This is a genomic window from Streptomyces sp. NPDC102402 (assembly GCF_044765765.1).
GTDB lineage: Bacteria > Actinomycetota > Actinomycetes > Streptomycetales > Streptomycetaceae > Streptomyces.
Window position 1 is genome coordinate 1 of record NZ_JBIWKR010000018.1, and the last position, 18,097, is coordinate 18,097.

Genomic DNA, 18,097 nt, shown 5'->3' on the forward strand with positions numbered 1-18,097 from the left:
GGGGGGACCCTGTGGGAGAGTAGGACGCCGCCGAACAATTATTCCGGGAAAGCCCCGTGCCCTTGTGGCACGGGGCTTTTCTGCGTTTCCGGGCCCTTGAGGCCCACCCCTGTGCACCGGTGCTCGGACGCTGAGGGTAGGGTCAGGGGGCATCATTGGCACGTTCTTCACAGGAGGCCCCCGGGTGGAGGTCCAGGAGACTCGAGTTCAGACGGACCGAGTACTCACCATCCCCAACATCCTCAGCATGGCTCGTCTCGTCGGCGTGCCGCTCTTCCTGTGGCTGATTCTTCGCCCCGTGTTCGGCGGGCCCAACAGTGACAACTGGGCCCTGCTGGTCCTGATGCTGAGCGGTATCAGCGACTACCTCGACGGCAAGCTCGCTCGCCGCTGGAACCAGATCAGCAGCCTCGGCCGGCTCCTGGACCCCGCGGCCGACCGTCTCTACATTCTGTCGACCCTGGTCGGGCTCACCTGGCGGGAGATCCTTCCGCTCTGGCTCACGGCCGCGCTCCTCGCCCGTGAGCTGATGCTCCTCGTCATGGTGGGAATCCTGCGCCGGCACGGTTATCCGCCGCCACAGGTCAACTTCCTGGGGAAAGCTGCAACCTTCAACCTGATGTACGCCTTCCCCTTGTTGCTGCTCAGCGACGGAAGTGGTTGGCTGGCTTCGCTGGGCACCATTTTCGGATGGGCGTTCGCTGGATGGGGTACAACCCTCTATTGGTGGGCAGGGATCCTCTACGTGGTCCAGGTCCGCCGTCTGGTCAAGGCGGATCAAGTAGCCGATTAGCTCGTTGATGCGTGGCCGTGCAGTGTCGCCGGCCCGCACCGGATGCTCTGTATCGCCCCGACGGGTGAAGTCGGCTAGACCGTCGTCTCTTCGAGGAGGACGTTTCCGACATGAAGGCCGTCGTGATGGCAGGCGGTGAAGGCACCCGCCTTCGCCCCATGACCTCAAGCATGCCCAAGCCGCTCCTGCCCGTGGCCAATCGGCCGATCATGGAGCATGTGCTAAGGCTGCTCAAACGGCATGGGCTCAACGAGACAGTCGTCACCGTCCAGTTCCTCGCCTCTCTCGTCAAGAACTACTTCGGCGACGGCGAAGAACTCGGTATGGAGCTCAGCTATGCCAACGAGGAGAAGCCACTCGGTACCGCGGGCAGCGTCAAGAACGCCGAAGAGGCCCTGAAGGACGACACCTTCCTCGTGATTTCCGGAGACGCCCTCACGGACTTCGATCTCACGGATCTCATCGCCTTCCACAAGGAGAAGGGCGCACTGGTCACGGTGTGCCTGACCCGCGTCCCGAATCCCCTGGAATTCGGGATCACGATCGTCGACGAAGAGGGAAAGGTCGAACGCTTCCTGGAGAAGCCGACCTGGGGCCAGGTCTTCTCGGACACGGTGAACACGGGCATCTACGTCATGGAGCCCGAGGTCTTCGACTACGTCCAGGCCGACACGTCGGTGGACTGGTCCGGTGACGTGTTCCCGCAGCTCATGAAGGACGGCAAGCCGATCTACGGCTACATCGCCGAGGGCTACTGGGAAGACGTGGGCACACACGAGAGCTACGTGAAGGCCCAGGCCGACGTGCTGGAGCGCAAGGTCGACGTCGAACTGGACGGCTTCGAGATCTCGCCCGGGGTCTGGGTCGCGGAAGGTGCAGACGTCCATCCCGACGCGGTACTGCGTGGGCCGTTGTACATCGGTGACTACGCGAAGATTGAATCCGGCGCCGAGATCCGCGAGCACACGGTCATCGGCTCCAACGTGGTCGTGAAATCACGCGCCTTCCTCCACCGGGCGGTCGTGCACGACAACGTCTACATCGGTGAGCACAGCAATCTGCGCGGCTGTGTCATCGGCAAGAACACAGACATCATGCGTGCCTCACGCATCGAGGACGGCGCCGTGATCGGCGACGAATGCCTGGTCGGTGAGGAATCGATCATTCAGGGCAACGTCCGGGTCTACCCGTTCAAGACCATCGAGGCGGGCGCCTTCGTCAACACCTCGGTGATCTGGGAGTCGCGCGGGCAGGCGCACCTCTTCGGCGCCCGTGGTGTCTCGGGGATCCTGAACGTCGAGATCACCCCGGAGCTCGCGGTCCGGCTCGCCGGCGCGTACGCGACGACCCTGAAGAAGGGTGCGACCGTCACGACCGCCCGTGACCACTCACGTGGTGCCCGTGCCCTGAAGAGGGCGGTCATCTCGGCCCTCCAGGCCAGCGCCATCGACGTCCGTGACCTGGAGAACGTACCGCTGCCGGTCGCACGCCAGCAGACCGCGCGGGGCAGCGCGGGCGGAATCATGATCCGGACGTCGCCGGGTGTGCCCGACTCGGTCGACATCATGTTCTTCGACGAGCGTGGAGCCGACCTTTCGCAGGCGCGTCAGAAGAAGCTCGACCGTGTCTACGCCCGTCAGGAGTTCCGCCGGGCCTTCCCGGGCGAGATCGGCGACCTCCACTTCCCTTCGAGCGTCTTCGACTCCTATACCGGCTCGCTGCTTCGCAACGTCGACACGAGCGGCATCGCCGACGCCGGCCTCAAGGTGGTCGTCGACGCCTCCAACGGCAGCGCGGGGCTGGTTCTGCCCAGTCTCCTCGGCCGTCTCGGAGTGGACGCCCTGACGATCAACCCGGGGCTCGACGAGTCCAGGCCCACCGAGTCCGCCGAATCCCGGCGTGCCGGGCTCGTGCGCCTCGGCGAGATCGTGTCCTCGGCGCGGGCGGCTTTCGGGGTGCGGTTCGACCCCGTGGGCGAACGGCTCTCCCTCGTGGACGAGCGGGGCCGCATCATCGAGGACGACCGGGCGCTCCTGGTCATGCTCGACCTCGTGGCGGCCGAGCGGAGGAGCGGGCGCGTCGCCCTGCCGGTGACGACGACCCGGGTCGCCGAGCAGGTGGCGGCCTACCACGGCACGCAGGTGGAGTGGACGACCACGTCCCCCGACGATCTGACGCGGGTGGGACGCGAGGACGCCACGATCTTCGGCGGTGACGGCCGGGGCGGGTTCATCGTCCCCGAGTTCAGCAGCGTCTTCGACGGTGCCGCGGCCTTCGTGAGGCTCATCGGCCTCGTGGCCAGGACACAGCTCACCCTCAGCCAGATCGACGCACGCATCCCGCGTGCTCACGTACTGCGCCGTGACCTCGCCACACCGTGGGCGGTCAAGGGGCTCGTCATGCGACGGGTCGTGGAGGAGGCGGGGGACCGCAGTGTGGACACGACGGACGGAGTCCGTGTGGTCGAGACCGACGGCCGCTGGGTGATGGTGCTGCCCGACAGGGCCGAGGCCGTCACCCATCTGTGGGCGGAGGGCCCCGACGACGCCTCGGCCCAGGCGCTGCTCGACGAGTGGGCGGCGGTCGTGGACAGCGCGGGCGACTGAGCAGACGAGCGTCGGGGCCCGGAGCCCCCCCCAACCGCGAACCGGCCCCCCCGGGGGGGCCGAGGGGCGCCCGCGGCAAGAACTGCGCCCAGGTTGGGGCATGGGGGGCCCCCCCCCCCGCCGCCGCCGCCGGGGGCGGGGGGGGGGGGGGGGGGGGGGGGGGGCCCGGGGGGGGCCCCCCCCCCGCGGCGGCGCCCCCCCCCCCCCCCCCCCCCCCCCCCCCCCCCCCCCGACGGTGGGGCCATTCGGCGGCAGCGGGCATGACGTGCGACGATGTGCGGCATGTCGCAGCCGCCCCCCGATCGGAGTAGCGCCCCGTCGCGTCCGCGTCCCGACGCGTCCATGTCGCTGCTGACCACGGTGATGGAACACAGCCTCGACGAGGGGTACGCCGAGGCTTCGGCACGTCGCCGGTCCGAGGGAAGCGACGGGCTTCCGCGCACCCTGAAGGCGAAGCTGGGCCTCGCGGCAGGCCTGGTGCTGGCCGCCCTCGTCGTGACACTCGGCGCTGCCGAGGCCCGGGTGGCGGCGCCGGTCGTGGCCAAGGAACGCGAAGAGCTCATCGACCGGGTGAACGCGGAGACCTCCAAGGCCGACACTCTCCAGGCGGAGGTCGACGAACTGCGCAAGGACGTCGGCGAGCGGCAGCGCAAGGCGCTCGAGCGGCACGGTGGCGACCAGGGGGCCCTGGTGGCCCTGCTGTCCGGTGCGACCCCGGTCGAAGGCCCTGGGATCAAGCTGGTGGTCGACGACGCCGAGGACACCGACCAGGGTGGGGGAGGTCCGCGCGAGTCCACCGGCTTCGCCGACACGGGCCGTGTACGGGACCGGGACATGCAGCGGGTGGTCAACGGGCTGTGGCAGTCCGGCGCCGAGGCGGTGGCCATCAACGGACAGCGTCTGACGGCCCTCTCCGCGATCCGGGCGGCGGGCGACGCCATACTGGTCGACAACAGGCCGCTCGTGCCGCCGTACACGGTGCTTGCGGTGGGGGACGGGAAGAAGCTCGCCACCGCGTTCCAGGACAGTGCGGACGGCCTGTATCTGCAGGCGCTGCACGAGAGCTTCGACATCCGCACCAGCATCTCCGAGCAGGAGCAGGTGCGTCTTCCGGCCGCGCCCAGCCTGATCGTACGTACAGCAGAGCCTCAGGCCGCAGACACGGGCAGTGGTGCGGCAGACACAGGGAAGGGCACATCGTGATCGCCGTACTGGGCCTCGTCGTGGGAGTCGTGGTCGGACTGTTGGTCCGCCCCGAAGTGCCGGCGGTGGTCGAGCCCTACCTGCCGATCGCCGTGGTGGCCGCACTCGACGCCGTCTTCGGCGGCCTGAGGGCCATGCTCGACGGGATCTTCGTGGACAAGGTCTTCGTGGTGTCGTTCCTGTCGAACGTCGTGGTGGCCGCGCTCATCGTCTTCCTCGGCGACAAACTGGGCGTCGGAGCCCAGCTCTCCACCGGTGTGGTGGTCGTGCTCGGCATCCGGATCTTCTCCAACGCCGCGGCCATCCGCCGCCACGTCTTCCGGGCTTGAGGCCGATGAGCAACGAACAGAACCCGAGCAGCGAACACGGTCCCGGCAGCGGCGGGCCCTCCGGTGCGCTCCCTCCCGAGAGGCCCGCGTCGGAGCCGTCCCGGCCCGCCCGGGCAGAGGCGGGGGAGGTCTCCGGCCGCCAGCGGCTGCGGGCAGGTCTCTGGCCGCCGAGGGTGAGCAGGGCCCAACTCATCGTGGCGCTGCTGCTGTTCGTCCTCGGCCTGGGGCTGGCCATCCAGGTCAGGTCGAACAGCGACAACAGCGCCCTGCGCGGTGCGCGCCAGGAGGACCTGGTGCGCATCCTCGACGAGCTGGACAACCGCACCGAGCGCCTCGAGGACGAGAAGCAGCGCCTCGACGACCAGCGCACGGAACTGGAGACCAGCTCCGACCAGGCGGAGGAGGCGCGTAAGCAGACGCTCGAGAAGGAGCGGCAGCTCGGTATCCTGGCAGGGACCGTCGCGGCGCACGGCCCCGGTATCACGCTGACCATCGGCGACCCCGGCGGCGCGGTCGAGCCCGACATGCTCCTCGACGCCATCCAGGAGCTGCGGGCCGCGGGTGCGGAGGCGATCGAGGTCAACGGCGTGCGTGTGGTGGCCAACACGTACTTCTCCGGCGACGGCGGGGAGCTGAGCGTGGACGGCCGGAAGGTCGAGGCTCCGTACGAGTTCAAGGTCATCGGCAAGCCGCAGGACCTGGAACCGGCTCTGAACATCCCCGGCGGCGTCGTACAGACGCTGGAGAAGGAGCAGGCCACGGCGGAGGTGGCGCGTGCCGACGATATCGTCGTGGACGCCCTGCGGCCGGCGAGACAGCCTGATCACGCTCGGTCGTCGTCCCGGTGAGAGGGCGGTGCGCGGGGCTCGCGGGACACGGGTGCCGGGTTGCGGGGGGTCGCCGCAACGGATCGGTGGCGCGTGGTGGAAACTGTCGGGTGGATACGGACGTTGTGAAGATGTCCGGGTCGGCAGGTGTGTTCATTCAGGGTTCGTCCTGCCCCACGGGCGGGTCTATTTCGGTCAAGGGGAAACGCCCGTGAAGTTGTTTGCGAAGTTGTTCGGAAAGAGTGCCCGCGAGGACAGCAACAGCGCTGCCCGCCACCGTGCACCGCGTCAGGGCGCCGAGGAGCAGGGATCGGAGCGCCCGCTCTTCCGCGATGAGGTGCGGGGACCCGGCGAGGGGACCGGCGCGTCGTCTGTTGACCCCGCAGGTGCGGGCCGCATAGGTTTCGGGGAACCATCAACCTCAAGTACGGGTGGAGGGTTCGCCCCCGCTCCGGAGGGTACGTCCATGCCGGTTTGTACCAGGTGCGGGCATCAGAACGCCGAGGCCAGCCGTTTCTGCTCCAACTGCGGCGCGCCGCTGCGGGGCGGAGTGCCCGAGCGGGCCGCGGAGACGACCTCGACCATCTCGATCTCCGGGATCGAGGCGTACGAGGCCGAGGCGACGGGCCAGACGGCCGTCCCCTCGCTCTCCCCGGAGGCGCAGGCCGCCGTCGACGCACTGCCCGCGGGCTCGGCACTGCTGGTGGTCCGCCGCGGACCCAACTCCGGCAGCCGGTTCCTGCTGGACGGGGACCTCACCACAGCCGGCCGCCACCCGCAGAGCGACATCTTCCTCGACGACGTGACCGTGTCGCGGCGTCATGTGGAGTTCCGCAGGAGCCCGGACGGTAGTTTCACCGTGGGCGACGTCGGCAGCCTCAACGGTACCTACGTCAACCGCGAGCGCATCGATTCCGTCGCGCTGACCAACGGCGACGAAGTCCAGATCGGAAAGTACCGGCTGGTCTTCTACGCGAGCCAGCGGGGCGTGTGACCCTTCCCCGGACTCCGTCCGGGGGGACCCCAGGAAGGTCCATGCTGCGAACACCGACAGGCGGTGCCGGTCACGGCACCGCCGCCGCGGGCGAGCGCGCGATGAGCATCGGCACGGTGCTCCTGCAACTGCGCGACGAATTTCCCGAAGTCACGATCTCCAAGATCCGCTTCCTGGAGGCGGAGGGGCTCATCGAGCCCCAGCGGACGCCCTCGGGCTACCGGAAGTTCAGCCCTGCCGACGTCGAGCGGCTGGCTCAGGTGCTGCGCATGCAGCGGGACCACTACCTGCCGCTCAAGGTCATCCGGGAGCACCTGGATGCCCTGGCGCGGGGTGAGCAGGCGGCGCTGCCGTCCGGCGGCGGGCAGGGCGATCCGCTCGACCCCCGATGGGACCAGGCGCCGGGTGCGGCCACTGCCGCCCGGATCGGACGCTCCGAGCTCCTCGCCGCCGCGGAGGCGACCGAGGAGCAGCTCGACGAGTGGGAGGCGTACGGGCTGATCGTGCCCGCCACCGGCGGGAGCTACGACGCAGAGGCGGTCACCGTGGCGCGGCTCGTGGCGGACCTGGGCCGGTTCGGCCTGGAACCCCGGCATCTGCGTGCGGTCAAGGCAGCCGCGGAACGCGAGGCCGGACTGGTCGAGCAGATCGTCGCACCCCTGCGCCGGCACCGGAATCCGCAGACCAGAGCCCATGCGGAAGCCACCGCTAAGGAGCTCGCGGAACTCTCCGTCCGGCTCCACGCCGCACTCGTGCAGTCCGCCCTGAAGGTCAGTTTCCACTGACGGCCGAGGAGCCCGACTATCCAAACATGGCGGGCACGTCCTAGGGTTGCTGTGTGAACGAGCTCGACGTTGTGGGTGTCCGGGTGGAAATGCCCTCCAACCAACCGATCGTGCTCCTGCGTGAAGTGGGAGGCGACCGGTACCTCCCTATTTGGATCGGCCCTGGGGAAGCGACCGCGATCGCCTTCGCCCAGCAGGGCATGGCTCCGGCCAGGCCGCTGACCCATGATCTCTTCAAGGATGTGCTCGAGGCCGTCGGCCAGGAGCTCACCGAGGTCCGCATCACGGACCTCAGAGAAGGGGTCTTCTACGCGGAGCTGGTCTTTGCCAGTGGGGTCGAGGTGAGTGCGCGGCCGTCCGACGCCATAGCGCTCGCCCTGCGCACCGGCACGCCGATCTACGGCAGTGACGGGGTGCTCGACGACGCGGGGATCGCCATCCCCGACGAGCAGGAGGACGAGGTGGAGAAGTTCCGCGAGTTCCTCGACCAGATCTCGCCGGAGGACTTCGGCACGAACAGCCAGTGACCGTCCCGCGGGGTGCCGTCGGCGCATCCGACAAGCCGTTCCCGGAAATCAGTCACGGGAAACCACCCTCAGGGTGATTATCACTCGGCGTGCCGAGTGTGGCGATCGTTGACGCACCCCTGGTGACTGCCTACCTTCGAGATGGCAGGTCAAGGACGGAGGTCGGCGTGAGAATCAGCGGCGACGGTGCGGCTGCGGGTGGGCCGTACCGGCAGCACGGTAGTGCGGCCGACCATCCCATCAGACAGCCGGTTCAGCCGGCGGCGGTGGCAGCGGACGGTGCGGCAGCGGCAGGGGACATCGGTTACCGGGGGCCGACGGCGTGCGCGGCGGCCGGGATCACGTACCGACAGCTCGACTACTGGGCGCGTACGGGGCTCGTGGAGCCGAGCGTACGTCCTGCGTACGGGTCGGGGACACAGCGTCTCTACAGCTTCCGGGACGTGGTGCTCCTCAAGATCGTCAAGCGTTTCCTGGACACGGGGGTCGCTCTTCAGAACATCCGCACCACCGTGCAGCACCTCAGGGCGCGCGGTTTCACGGACCTGGAGCGCATGACCCTGATGAGCGACGGGGCGACGGTCTACGAGTGTTCCTCGCCCGACGAGGTCGTGAGTCTCCTCCAGGGCGGCCAGGGTGTCTTCGGCATCGCGGTCGGAGTCGTCTGGCGGGATGTCGACGCGGCGCTGTCCCAGCTCCACGGGGAGCGGGTCGACACGGGGGAGACCCTGGTGGGCCACAACCCGGCCGACGAACTGGCGCGCCGGCGCAACCGCGCGGGCTGAACCAGCGGTGCCGGGCGGCGCGGCACGAACGCGGGTCGGGGCGGTTGTCAGTGGCATAGGGCACCATCGGTCCGTGTGAGAGCCGCGCCCACCATTCTGCATCTGGACATGGATGCCTTCTACGCCTCCGCGGAGCAGGCGGCGAAGCCCAGCCTGCGGGGCAGACCCGTGGTGGTGGGGGGCCTCGGTGTGCGCGGCGTGGTCGCCACCGCGTCGTACGAGGCGCGGCGGCTGGGCGTCCATTCCGCGATGCCGACGGCACAGGCGAGGCGGCTCGCGCCCAACGCCGCGTATCTGGTCCCGCGTTTCGCGCTCTACCGCACGGTGAGCGACCAGGTGATGGAGCTCCTCGGCCGGCTGTCACCGCTCGTGGAGCCGCTCAGTCTGGACGAGGCGTTCGTCGACCTGGAGGCCGGCGGGCTCGCCGACGACTCGGCTTCCGCCCGCGCGATCGGCGGACAGCTGCGTACGGTGATCAAGGCGGTCACGGGACTCAGCGGTTCGGTGGGTCTGGCCGGTTCGAAGATGCTGGCCAAGATCGCTTCCGAGGAGGCGAAACCGGACGGGCTGCTGCTGATCGAGCCCGGTACCGAGCGCGAGCTCCTGGCGCCCATGCCGGTCCGCACCCTCCCCGGTGTGGGGCCCGCCACCGGGGACCATCTCCGGCGCGCGGGCATGACCGTCGTCAGTCACCTGGCGGAGGCGGGCGAGGCTGAGCTCGTGCGGCTCCTGGGCAGGGCGCACGGCGTCGCGCTCCACCGCATGGCGCGGGGGTACGACGACCGCCCCGTCGTCGCCGAGAGGGACGCCAAGTCCGTGTCGGTCGAGGACACCTTCGACGTGGACCTGCACGACCGTGTGCGGGTCAGGTCCGAGGTGGAGCGGCTCGCGGACCGCTGCGTGCGGCGGCTGAGGGACGCGGGTCGCTCCGGGCGGACCGTGGTCCTCAAGGTGCGCCGCTACGACTTCTCCACGCTCACCAGGTCGGAGACCCTGCGCGGCCCCACCGACGACCCCGCGGTGGTCAGGGAGGCCGCTGCGCGGCTTCTGGAGGCCGTGGACACGACCGGCGGCGTCCGGCTGCTCGGAGTCGGCGTCACGGGGCTCGCTGACTTCACACAGGAGGATCTGTTCGCGCAGGCCGCCGAAGCGGAGCACGCCGCGGAGGAGTCCGCGGCCGCCGAGAGGTCCGCGACTGCCGAGGCGGCCGCGCGGCAGGACGGCACCACGGAGGAGGCGGCGGCCGAGTCCGTCGCCCGGGAGGGCGGGGAGCAGCCGGCCTCCCGGCGCTGGCCGGCCGGGCACGACGTGAGGCACGAGGTCCACGGCCACGGCTGGGTGCAGGGCAGCGGCGTCGGCCGGGTCACCGTGCGTTTCGAGGAACCGTGGACCCGGCCCGGCCGGGTGCGCACCTTCCGGGTCGACGATCCGGAACTGAGTCCGGCCGACCCGCTCCCCCTGGTGCGGGACCCGGTGGACTACTCCTCGTGGCCGGCCAGCTTCCCGAAGTCCCTGTCGGGGGTGTTCCCGGCGGACGGGGACGAGTCCAGTCCGTAGTGCCGGTACAGCTGGAGTTCCTGCTCGGGAGAGAGGTGGCGGCCCACGCCGAAGTCGGGTGCGTCCTTGATCAGGGCCCGGTCGAAGGGAATCACCAGGGCCCCGTCGACGAACTCGCTCGGCTCCAGAGGGACGAACGCGTCCCTGGTGAAGAGGCCGGTGCGCACGGCGGCCCACTCGGGCACACCGGTCGCGTCGTCGAGATAGACCTCGTCCACCGTCCCGATCTTGGCACCTCGACGGTCGAAGGCCTTGCGGCCGATCAGGCTGCGCGGATCGATGTCGGTCTGCACGGCGCCTCCACTGGTCACAACTGCATCAGGTGGTCGCGACTGCTCCACAGGCTCTACGAAAGGCCAGATCCGGGAGGTCGGCCACTCGAGACGGCACGCCCCGACCCCGCTGGTAGGCTGGGACACGGCTGCTGACCCTGTGCGGGAGAGTCCTCCGGAGCGATCCGGAGGCGCCGAAGGAGCAACTCCTCCCCGGAATCTCTCAGGCCCCTGTACCGCACGGACGAGGTCACTCTGGAAAGCAGGACGGGAACCGTACGGCACGTGCCGCTGCGGGGGCCGCCCTCACCGACGGTGAAAGCCGGTATGCCCCAGGGCGTGCCGGTGAAGCTCTCAGGTCGAGATGACAGAGGGGGAGGCCGTACGGGCAGCCACGCCGTGGCGCCCCTCGCAGGTCGTGACAGACCAGGAGGCCTCCACCATGACCCCCCGTCGCACTCCGCTCTCCCAGCTGGAGCAGGGCATCCCGTTCGAGCAGCGCCACATCGGGCCCGATGCCGAGGCGCAGGCGAAGATGCTCGCCCAGGTCGGCTACGGCTCCCTCGACGAGCTCACCGCCGCCGCGGTGCCCGACGTGATCAGGAGTGCCGAGGCGCTGAACCTCCCCGAGGCCCGCACCGAGGCCGAGGTCCTGTCCGAACTGCGGAGCCTCGCCGACCGCAACCAGGTGCTCGCACCGATGATCGGTCTGGGTTACTACGGCACGTTCACCCCGCCGGTGATCCTGCGCAACGTCATGGAGAACCCCGCCTGGTACACGGCCTACACGCCGTACCAGCCCGAGATCTCCCAGGGGCGGCTCGAGGCCCTCCTGAACTTCCAGACGATGGTCGCCGACCTCACCGGGCTGCCCACTTCGGGTGCCTCGCTCCTCGACGAGGGCACGGCCGCCGCCGAGGCCATGGCGCTGGCGCGGCGTGTGGGCAAGGTGAAGAACGGCGTCTTCCTGGTCGACGCCGACACCCTGCCGCAGACCATCGCGGTGATCGAGACCCGTGCCGAGCCGACCGGTGTGGAGGTGGTCGTCGCCGACCTCTCCGAGGGCGTCCCGGCGGAGATCGCCGAACGCGGCGTCTTCGGCGTGCTGCTCCAGTACCCGGGCGCCTCCGGTGCGGTGCGCGACATCAAGCCGGTGATCGAGCAGGCGCACGAGCTGGGGGCGATCGTCACCGTCGCCGCGGACCTGCTGGCCCTGACGCTGCTCACCTCGCCGGGCGAGCTGGGCGCGGACGTCGCCGTCGGTACCACGCAGCGCTTCGGCGTCCCGATGGGCTTCGGCGGACCGCACGCCGGCTTTATGGCCGTACGCGAGAAGTTCGCCCGCAGCCTGCCCGGCCGCCTCGTCGGTGTCTCCGTCGACGCCGACGGCGACAAGGCATACCGCCTGGCGCTGCAGACCCGCGAGCAGCACATCCGCCGTGAGAAGGCCACCAGCAACATCTGCACCGCACAGGTGCTGCTCGCCGTCATGGCCGGCATGTACGCCGTCTACCACGGCCCCGACGGGCTGCGGACGATCGCCGCGCGCACCCACCGGTTCGCCGCCATCCTCGCCGAGGGGCTGCGGGCTTCCGGCACCGAGGTCGTGCACGGTGCGTACTTCGACACCCTCACCGTCCGCGTGCCGGGCAAGGCCGCGGACGTGGTCGCCGACGCGCGCGAGCGCGGGGTCAACCTGCGTCTCGTCGACGCCGACCACGTCTCCGTCGCCTGTGACGAGACGACCACGCGCTCCCGGGTCGCGGCCGTCTGGGCGGCCTTCGGGGTCCGCGGCGACATCGAGGCGCTGGACACCGAGGCGGCCGACGCGCTGCCCGAGGGCCTGCTGCGTACCGACGCCGTCCTCACCCACCCGGTGTTCCACCAGCACCGCTCCGAGACGGCGATGCTGCGCTACCTGCGCAAGCTCGCCGACCGTGACTACGCGCTGGACCGGGGGATGATCCCGCTCGGCTCCTGCACCATGAAGCTCAACGCGACCGCCGAGATGGAGTCGGTCACCTGGCCGGAGTTCGGTGCGCTGCACCCCTTCGCGCCGGCCGAGCAGGCGCAGGGTTTCCTCACTCTCATCCGTGAGCTGGAGGAGCGTCTGGCCGAGGTCACCGGCTATGACGCAGTCTCCCTCCAGCCCAACGCGGGCTCCCAGGGCGAATTCGCCGGGCTGCTGGCCGTGCGCGCGTACCACCGTGCCAACGGCGACCACGGACGCACCGTCTGTCTGATCCCGTCCTCCGCGCACGGCACCAATGCCGCGAGCGCCGTGATGGCCGGCATGAAGGTCGTCGTGGTCAAGACCGCCGACGACGGTGAGGTCGACATCGAGGATCTCCGGGCCAAGATCGCGACCCACCGCGACGAGCTCGCCGTCCTCATGATCACTTACCCCTCCACGCACGGTGTCTTCGAGGAGCACGTCGCCGACATCTGTGCCGAGGTGCACGACGCCGGCGGTCAGGTCTACGTGGACGGCGCCAACCTCAACGCACTGGTCGGTCTCGCCAAGCCGGGCCACTTCGGCGGCGACGTCTCCCACCTGAACCTGCACAAGACCTTCTGCATCCCGCACGGCGGCGGCGGCCCGGGCGTCGGTCCGGTCGGGGTGCGCGCCCACCTCGCGCCGTACCTCCCCAACCACCCCCTCCAGCCCGCGGCGGGTCCGGAGACGGGCGTCGGCCCGATCTCGGCCGCCCCGTGGGGTTCGGCGGGCATCCTGCCGATCTCGTGGGCCTACGTACGCCTGATGGGCGGCGAGGGCCTGAAGCGCGCTACGCAGGTCGCCGTACTCGCGGCCAACTACATCGCCAAGCGTCTGGAACCGCACTTCCCGGTCCTCTACAACGGCCCTGCCGGTCTGGTCGCGCACGAGTGCATCGTGGACCTGCGGCCGATCTCCAAGGCGACCGGTGTCACCATCGACGACATCGCCAAGCGTCTGATCGACTACGGCTTCCACTCGCCGACCATGTCGTTCCCGGTGGCGGGGACGCTGATGATCGAGCCGACCGAGAGCGAGGACCTCGCCGAGATCGACCGGTTCTGCGACACCATGATCGCGATTCGCGGCGAGATCGAGAAGGTGGCCTCCGGCGAGTGGGGCGGGGACGACAACCCGCTGCGCAACGCCCCGCACACGGCAGCGGCGCTCGGGGGCGAGTGGGCCCACGCCTACACCCGCGAGGAGGCGGTCTTCCCGACCGGTGTCACGCCCTCGGACAAGTACTGGCCGCCGGTGCGCCGCATCGACGGGGCGTTCGGCGACCGCAACCTGGTCTGCTCCTGCCCGCCGCTGGACGCGTACGACGAGTAGGCGTTCAAAGACGCGTCGGGGCCGGTGCGGAGAGTTCTCCGGGCCGGCCCCCGTGGTTCGTCCGCCGTGGTCAGGCGGCCTTGATCACCTGACCGCTCCTCAGCGGCCGGTGAGGGGCGATGATCTGCCCGTCCGGGAGCAGCTCACCGGTGTCCTCGAAGAGGAGGACGCCATTGCACAGGAGGCTCCAGCCCTGTTCCGGGTGGTGAGCCATCAGGCGGGCGGCCTCCCGGTCGTTGGAGTCAGCGGTCGGGCAGGGTGGCTGGTGCTGGCACATGGATGGGTTCTTTCGCTGCGTCGATTCGAGTGTCCTGCGGCTGGACGATGTATTCATGGCCGCCCCCGTCATCAAGTCGGTCCGGTCCCAGTGTTGCCCCACGGGCGTCTCTCCGCAGGGATTTCGCGGCAGCTGCTGTGCTCCTCCCATGACGCATCACCCGGCCGGACGGTTCAATCCAACTCCACTGTCCGTTCGGATGGTTCGGGGTGACCTGACCGGACTAGTCCGGACGGGTACGGACGCGCCCCCGCCGAGAAGCTCGGCGGGGGCGCGTGAGGACGAGGGGTCAGGCGGGCGATCTGAGGAGGCCCGGGAGCTCGGGAAGATCCGGAAGGGGTGCCGGCGTGACGCGCAGCGTCATGACCGGGAGAAGGTCCGCGACCCGGTGAGGGCGGTGGGCCGTGATGCCCGGAGGCGCAGGTGCCAGAGGCACCAGCACGTCGGTCGGTGCGAGCGTGCCGCCGCCGGCGTCGGCCTCGATGTCGTGGTGCAGCCACAGAGTGAGCATGTACAGCTCGGGCACCGACAGCAGGCGCGGCTGGTAGGGCGTCGTCGTCGAACCCGCCTGCCGTACGGCGAGTTCGGTCGAGGTGATGTACGGGCCCTCGAAGAAGTGCGAGAAGGTCCAGCCGTCGGGGGTGAGCATGGTGTCCGCGGCGGCCACGGCGCTCTCGCCGCTGCGGATCAGGAAGCGCCAGCCTGCGAGGCGGGTGCGAGGTGCGGCCTCATCGGGCACGATCCGGTCCAGTACGTGGACGGGAAGCGGGAGTTCGGGGCTCAACGATCCCTGGACGGACCGGAGAGCGGGCGTGTGGGCCTCGCGGACCGCGGTCGGAGAACCGAGTGCCGCGAGAACGCTGCGCAGTGCGGGCGCTGGGGCCGGGGAGACATGCAGCGGCATGGTGGGTCGCCTCTCACTTCGGAGACACGGTGGTGCATGGGCGGGTGCAGACGGCGCTGTCGGCGTGCGGGGCCAGAGGAAGGCCGGTGACGGGGCGGACGGGCCGATGCGTCAACTCTCTGCCTCGTTCGCAGAGTTTATACGACAAATGTTCACACGGTGTTTCGGCTAGCCGTCCCACGTATTGCCCGCAAGGCGGATTCGAGCCTTTGAATTGCGAGGTTCCTGGGGATTCGGACCGCTCGTGGCCCCTGTCGCCAGGAGTTTTCCCGAGGTGGCGGTAGGCTCAAACTCATCGGTGTTTCATCGGTGCAACTCCACCGCGCACCCTGCATATGCCCCATGCCTTGGGAATGTGCCTCCGGCTTCAGTCGCCAGACTACCGGGTACCCGAGGGGTGCGGGGGCGTTACGGATCATCTCGTCGGGGCATTATCGATCGTGATACGAGCGGCCTGTGCCGCGGGCCGCCCACTCGAGGAGGGACCCTTCGATGGGCGAGAAGGTCGTGGCGGGTGCCTTTGCCCCGTCCGATCGGCAGACGTACCGCGAGAAGCTCACCCAGTGCCTGAACGGGCTGGAGAGGCTCCTGTCGGAGCGGAGGTTCGATCGGCCCAGGAATCTCATGGGGCTGGAGATCGAGCTGAATCTCGCGGGTGCGGACGGCATGCCGAGGATGCGGAATGCGGAGGTGCTGCAACGCATCGCCAGCCGGGATTTCCAGACAGAACTGGGGATGTTCAATCTGGAAGTGAACATTCTTCCCCACAGGCTCAGCGGCCGGGTATTCGATCAGCTGGCGGAGGAGCTGCGCACAGGGCTCGCATATGCCCACCGGAAGGCCGCGGAGGTCGACGCCGGGATCGTGATGATCGGTATCCTGCCGACCCTCGGGCGGGACGACGTGGTTTCGGCGAACCTGTCGGACGTCGATCGCTACACGCTCCTCAACGACCAAATGGCGGCCGCGCGGGGTGAGGAATTCGTCCTCGATATCGAAGGCGTCGAGCGATTGGTCTCGACCTCTGCCTCCATCGCGCCCGAATCGGCCTGCACCTCGGTCCAATTGCATCTGCAGGTGACACCGGACCGCTTCTCGGACGTCTGGAACGCCGCGCAGGCCATCGCCTCCGTCCAGATCGCACTCGGTGCCAACTCTCCCTTCCTGTTCGGCAAGGAGCTGTGGCGCGAGTCGAGGCCACCTCTGTTCCAGCAGGCCACGGACGTGCGGCCACCCGAGCTCCGCAATCAGGGGGTGCGCCCGAGGACCTGGTTCGGAGAACGGTGGATCAGTTCGGCGTACGAACTCTTCGAGGAGAACGTGCGCTACTACCCGCCCCTGCTGCCCATCTGCGACGAGGAGGAGCCGCTGCGGGTCCTCGACGAGGGCGGGGTGCCCGCACTGGCCGAACTCGTCCTGCACAACGGCACCGTCTACCGGTGGAACCGGCCGGTGTACGGGCTGGCCGACGGCGTCCCCCATCTGAGGGTGGAGAACCGGGTCCTGCCCGCCGGCCCCTCGGTCGTCGACGTGATCGCCAATGCCGCCTTCTACTACGGGCTGGTGCGCGCGCTCGCCGACGAGTCCCGGCCGCTGTGGACCAGGCTGCCCTTCGAGGCGGCGGCCGAGAACTTCGATGCCGCCTGCCGGCACGGGATCGAGGCCGAGCTGCTCTGGCCGCGCCCCGGCCGCTCGGGCGGCGTGGCGAAGGTGCCCGCCGTGGATCTCGTACGGGACGAACTGCTTCCGCTCGCCGCGGCCGGGCTCGACGCCTGGAACATCGAGCCCTCGGACCGTGACCGCTACCTCGGCGTGATCGAGGAGCGCTGCAGGCTCCGTGTGAACGGCGCCTCCTGGCAGGTCGACACCTACCACCGAGCCCTGGAGGCCGGCCTCGAACGGGAGGGGGCACTGGCGGCGACGACCCGGCGCTACGGCGAGCTGATGCAGGCGGGTGAGCCGGTGCACACCTGGCCTGTCGGCTTCCCCGCGCCCTGAGGGCGCGCCCCGCGAGGGAGAGGCCGCCCGGTGTCCCGCCCCGCCGACGCCGTCGGGCAAGCTATGACGACGCATGGCTGACGGGAGATGTACAGGTGGAGGCGGGGCGCGTGGCTGATTCCATTGCTCAGGAGGAGGTGTCCCGGCGGACCCTCCGGTCGGAGACGCTGCTCGTGCTGGCCCTCTCCCTCGGGGCCAGCGGGGTGTCCGCCCTGATCAGCTTCATCGGATCGCTGACGAAACCGGGAGGTCTCAAGGACCAGGCCGCGACCCTGAACGGGTCGTACGCCCCGGGACGCCCATGGCTGGACCTGGCCTGGCAGCTGTTCGGTATCGCCTCGGCCCTGGTGCCGGTGGCGCTGGTGGCCCACCTGCTGATCCGGGAAGGGGCCGGCCTGCGGACCCTCGGCCTCGACCGCACCCGGCCATGGCCGGACCTCGGGCGGGGAACCCTCGTGGCGGCGGGGATCGGCAGTGCGGGGCTGGCCTTCTACCTGGCGGCGCGCGCCGGGGGGTTCAACCTGACGGTGGTCCCGGAGTCGCTGCCCGAGGTGTGGTGGAAGTTCCCCGTACTGATCCTCTCCGCGGTGCAGAACTCCCTGGTCGAGGAAGTCATCGTCGTCGGCTATCTGCTCCGGCGGCTGGGGCAGTTGGGATGGACGCCGATGGCCGCCCTGGTGGCGAGTTCCGTGCTGCGCGGTTCTTACCACCTGTACCAGGGGATCGGCGGCTTCATCGGGAACATGGTCATGGGCGTCGTCTTCGTACTGCTGTACAGGCGCTGGGGGCGGGTCGGGCCACTGGTCGTCGCGCACGCCCTGCTCGACATCGGGGCCTTCGTCGGATACGCGCTGCTCGCGGGGAAGGTGGGCTGGCTTCCCACGGGCTGAGCCCCCAGGGGACCGGCTGCGC

General features: G+C 69.7%; 16 protein-coding genes and 1 riboswitch. Of the genes, 13 read left to right on the forward strand and 3 right to left on the reverse strand.

Annotated elements, in window-relative coordinates; all coding sequences use genetic code 11:
* Nucleotides 1–184 precede the first annotated feature (184 nt).
* The 10 genes from ACIRJR_RS32540 to ACIRJR_RS32585 all read left to right on the forward strand — a co-directional run bounded on the left by ACIRJR_RS32540 (nucleotide 185) and on the right by ACIRJR_RS32585 (nucleotide 10,406).
* A complete protein-coding gene (locus tag ACIRJR_RS32540) occupies nucleotides 185–793 on the forward strand; it encodes a CDP-alcohol phosphatidyltransferase family protein (protein WP_403787333.1) in 609 nt (202 codons plus the stop codon).
* 110 nt (nucleotides 794–903) lie between these two features.
* Nucleotides 904–3,399, forward strand: coding sequence for a sugar phosphate nucleotidyltransferase (locus tag ACIRJR_RS32545; RefSeq protein WP_403787336.1), 2,496 nt, complete (start codon nucleotides 904–906; stop codon nucleotides 3,397–3,399).
* 342 nt (nucleotides 3,400–3,741) lie between these two features.
* Nucleotides 3,742–4,602 carry a DUF881 domain-containing protein gene (locus tag ACIRJR_RS32550; protein WP_403787339.1) on the forward strand — a complete coding sequence of 287 codons (861 nt, stop codon included), beginning with the start codon at nucleotides 3,742–3,744 and terminating at the stop codon, nucleotides 4,600–4,602.
* Entirely contained in the window at nucleotides 4,599–4,931 is a 333-nt protein-coding gene (locus ACIRJR_RS32555) for a small basic family protein (RefSeq protein WP_003970459.1), read from the forward strand. The genes ACIRJR_RS32550 and ACIRJR_RS32555 overlap by 4 nt, the downstream gene beginning before the upstream one ends.
* Before the next feature lie 5 nt (nucleotides 4,932–4,936).
* Nucleotides 4,937–5,779, forward strand: a complete 843-nt coding sequence (locus tag ACIRJR_RS32560; protein WP_403787342.1) for a DUF881 domain-containing protein — start codon at nucleotides 4,937–4,939, stop codon at nucleotides 5,777–5,779.
* Nucleotides 5,780–5,969: 190 nt separating this feature from the next.
* Nucleotides 5,970–6,752, forward strand: a complete 783-nt coding sequence (locus ACIRJR_RS32565) for an FHA domain-containing protein (protein ID WP_403787345.1) — start codon at nucleotides 5,970–5,972, stop codon at nucleotides 6,750–6,752.
* Nucleotides 6,753–6,793: 41 nt separating this feature from the next.
* Entirely contained in the window at nucleotides 6,794–7,537 is a 744-nt protein-coding gene (locus tag ACIRJR_RS32570) for a MerR family transcriptional regulator (RefSeq protein WP_403787348.1), read from the forward strand.
* 53 nt (nucleotides 7,538–7,590) lie between these two features.
* A complete protein-coding gene (locus tag ACIRJR_RS32575; RefSeq protein WP_006123076.1) occupies nucleotides 7,591–8,064 on the forward strand; it encodes a bifunctional nuclease family protein in 474 nt (157 codons plus the stop codon).
* Nucleotides 8,065–8,231: 167 nt separating this feature from the next.
* Nucleotides 8,232–8,849 carry a MerR family transcriptional regulator gene (locus tag ACIRJR_RS32580; RefSeq protein ID WP_403787354.1) on the forward strand — a complete coding sequence of 206 codons (618 nt, stop codon included), beginning with the start codon at nucleotides 8,232–8,234 and terminating at the stop codon, nucleotides 8,847–8,849.
* 75 nt (nucleotides 8,850–8,924) lie between these two features.
* On the forward strand, nucleotides 8,925–10,406 hold the full coding sequence (locus ACIRJR_RS32585; protein ID WP_403787357.1) for a DNA polymerase IV: 1,482 nt from the start codon (nucleotides 8,925–8,927) through the stop codon (nucleotides 10,404–10,406).
* On the opposite strand, the gene ACIRJR_RS32590 is transcribed toward ACIRJR_RS32585, so the two are convergent.
* Nucleotides 10,328–10,699, reverse strand: coding sequence for a PRC-barrel domain-containing protein (locus ACIRJR_RS32590; protein ID WP_403787360.1), 372 nt, complete (start codon nucleotides 10,697–10,699; stop codon nucleotides 10,328–10,330). The genes ACIRJR_RS32585 and ACIRJR_RS32590 overlap by 79 nt on opposite strands.
* Nucleotides 10,700–10,831: 132 nt before the next feature.
* Nucleotides 10,832–10,927: riboswitch (glycine riboswitch) on the forward strand.
* A 193-nt stretch (nucleotides 10,928–11,120) separates the two neighbouring features.
* On the opposite strand from ACIRJR_RS32590, the gene gcvP reads away from it, so the two are divergent.
* On the forward strand, nucleotides 11,121–14,006 hold the full coding sequence (gcvP, locus tag ACIRJR_RS32595; protein ID WP_403787363.1) for an aminomethyl-transferring glycine dehydrogenase: 2,886 nt from the start codon (nucleotides 11,121–11,123) through the stop codon (nucleotides 14,004–14,006).
* 70 nt (nucleotides 14,007–14,076) lie between these two features.
* Here the strand turns inward: gcvP and ACIRJR_RS32600 are convergent, their stop codons facing one another.
* Both ACIRJR_RS32600 and ACIRJR_RS32605 read right to left on the reverse strand, forming a co-directional pair.
* Entirely contained in the window at nucleotides 14,077–14,283 is a 207-nt protein-coding gene (locus tag ACIRJR_RS32600) for a DUF5999 family protein (RefSeq protein ID WP_403787366.1), read from the reverse strand.
* Between the two features lie 289 nt (nucleotides 14,284–14,572).
* Nucleotides 14,573–15,187 carry a hypothetical protein gene (locus ACIRJR_RS32605; protein ID WP_403787368.1) on the reverse strand — a complete coding sequence of 205 codons (615 nt, stop codon included), beginning with the start codon at nucleotides 15,185–15,187 and terminating at the stop codon, nucleotides 14,573–14,575.
* 492 nt (nucleotides 15,188–15,679) lie between these two features.
* On the opposite strand from ACIRJR_RS32605, the gene ACIRJR_RS32610 reads away from it, so the two are divergent.
* Both ACIRJR_RS32610 and ACIRJR_RS32615 read left to right on the forward strand, forming a co-directional pair.
* Nucleotides 15,680–17,185, forward strand: a complete 1,506-nt coding sequence (locus ACIRJR_RS32610) for a glutamate-cysteine ligase family protein (RefSeq protein WP_403787371.1) — start codon at nucleotides 15,680–15,682, stop codon at nucleotides 17,183–17,185.
* A 110-nt stretch (nucleotides 17,186–17,295) separates the two neighbouring features.
* Nucleotides 17,296–18,075, forward strand: coding sequence for a CPBP family intramembrane glutamic endopeptidase (locus ACIRJR_RS32615; protein WP_403787374.1), 780 nt, complete (start codon nucleotides 17,296–17,298; stop codon nucleotides 18,073–18,075).
* The last annotated feature ends 22 nt before the right edge of the window (nucleotides 18,076–18,097 follow it).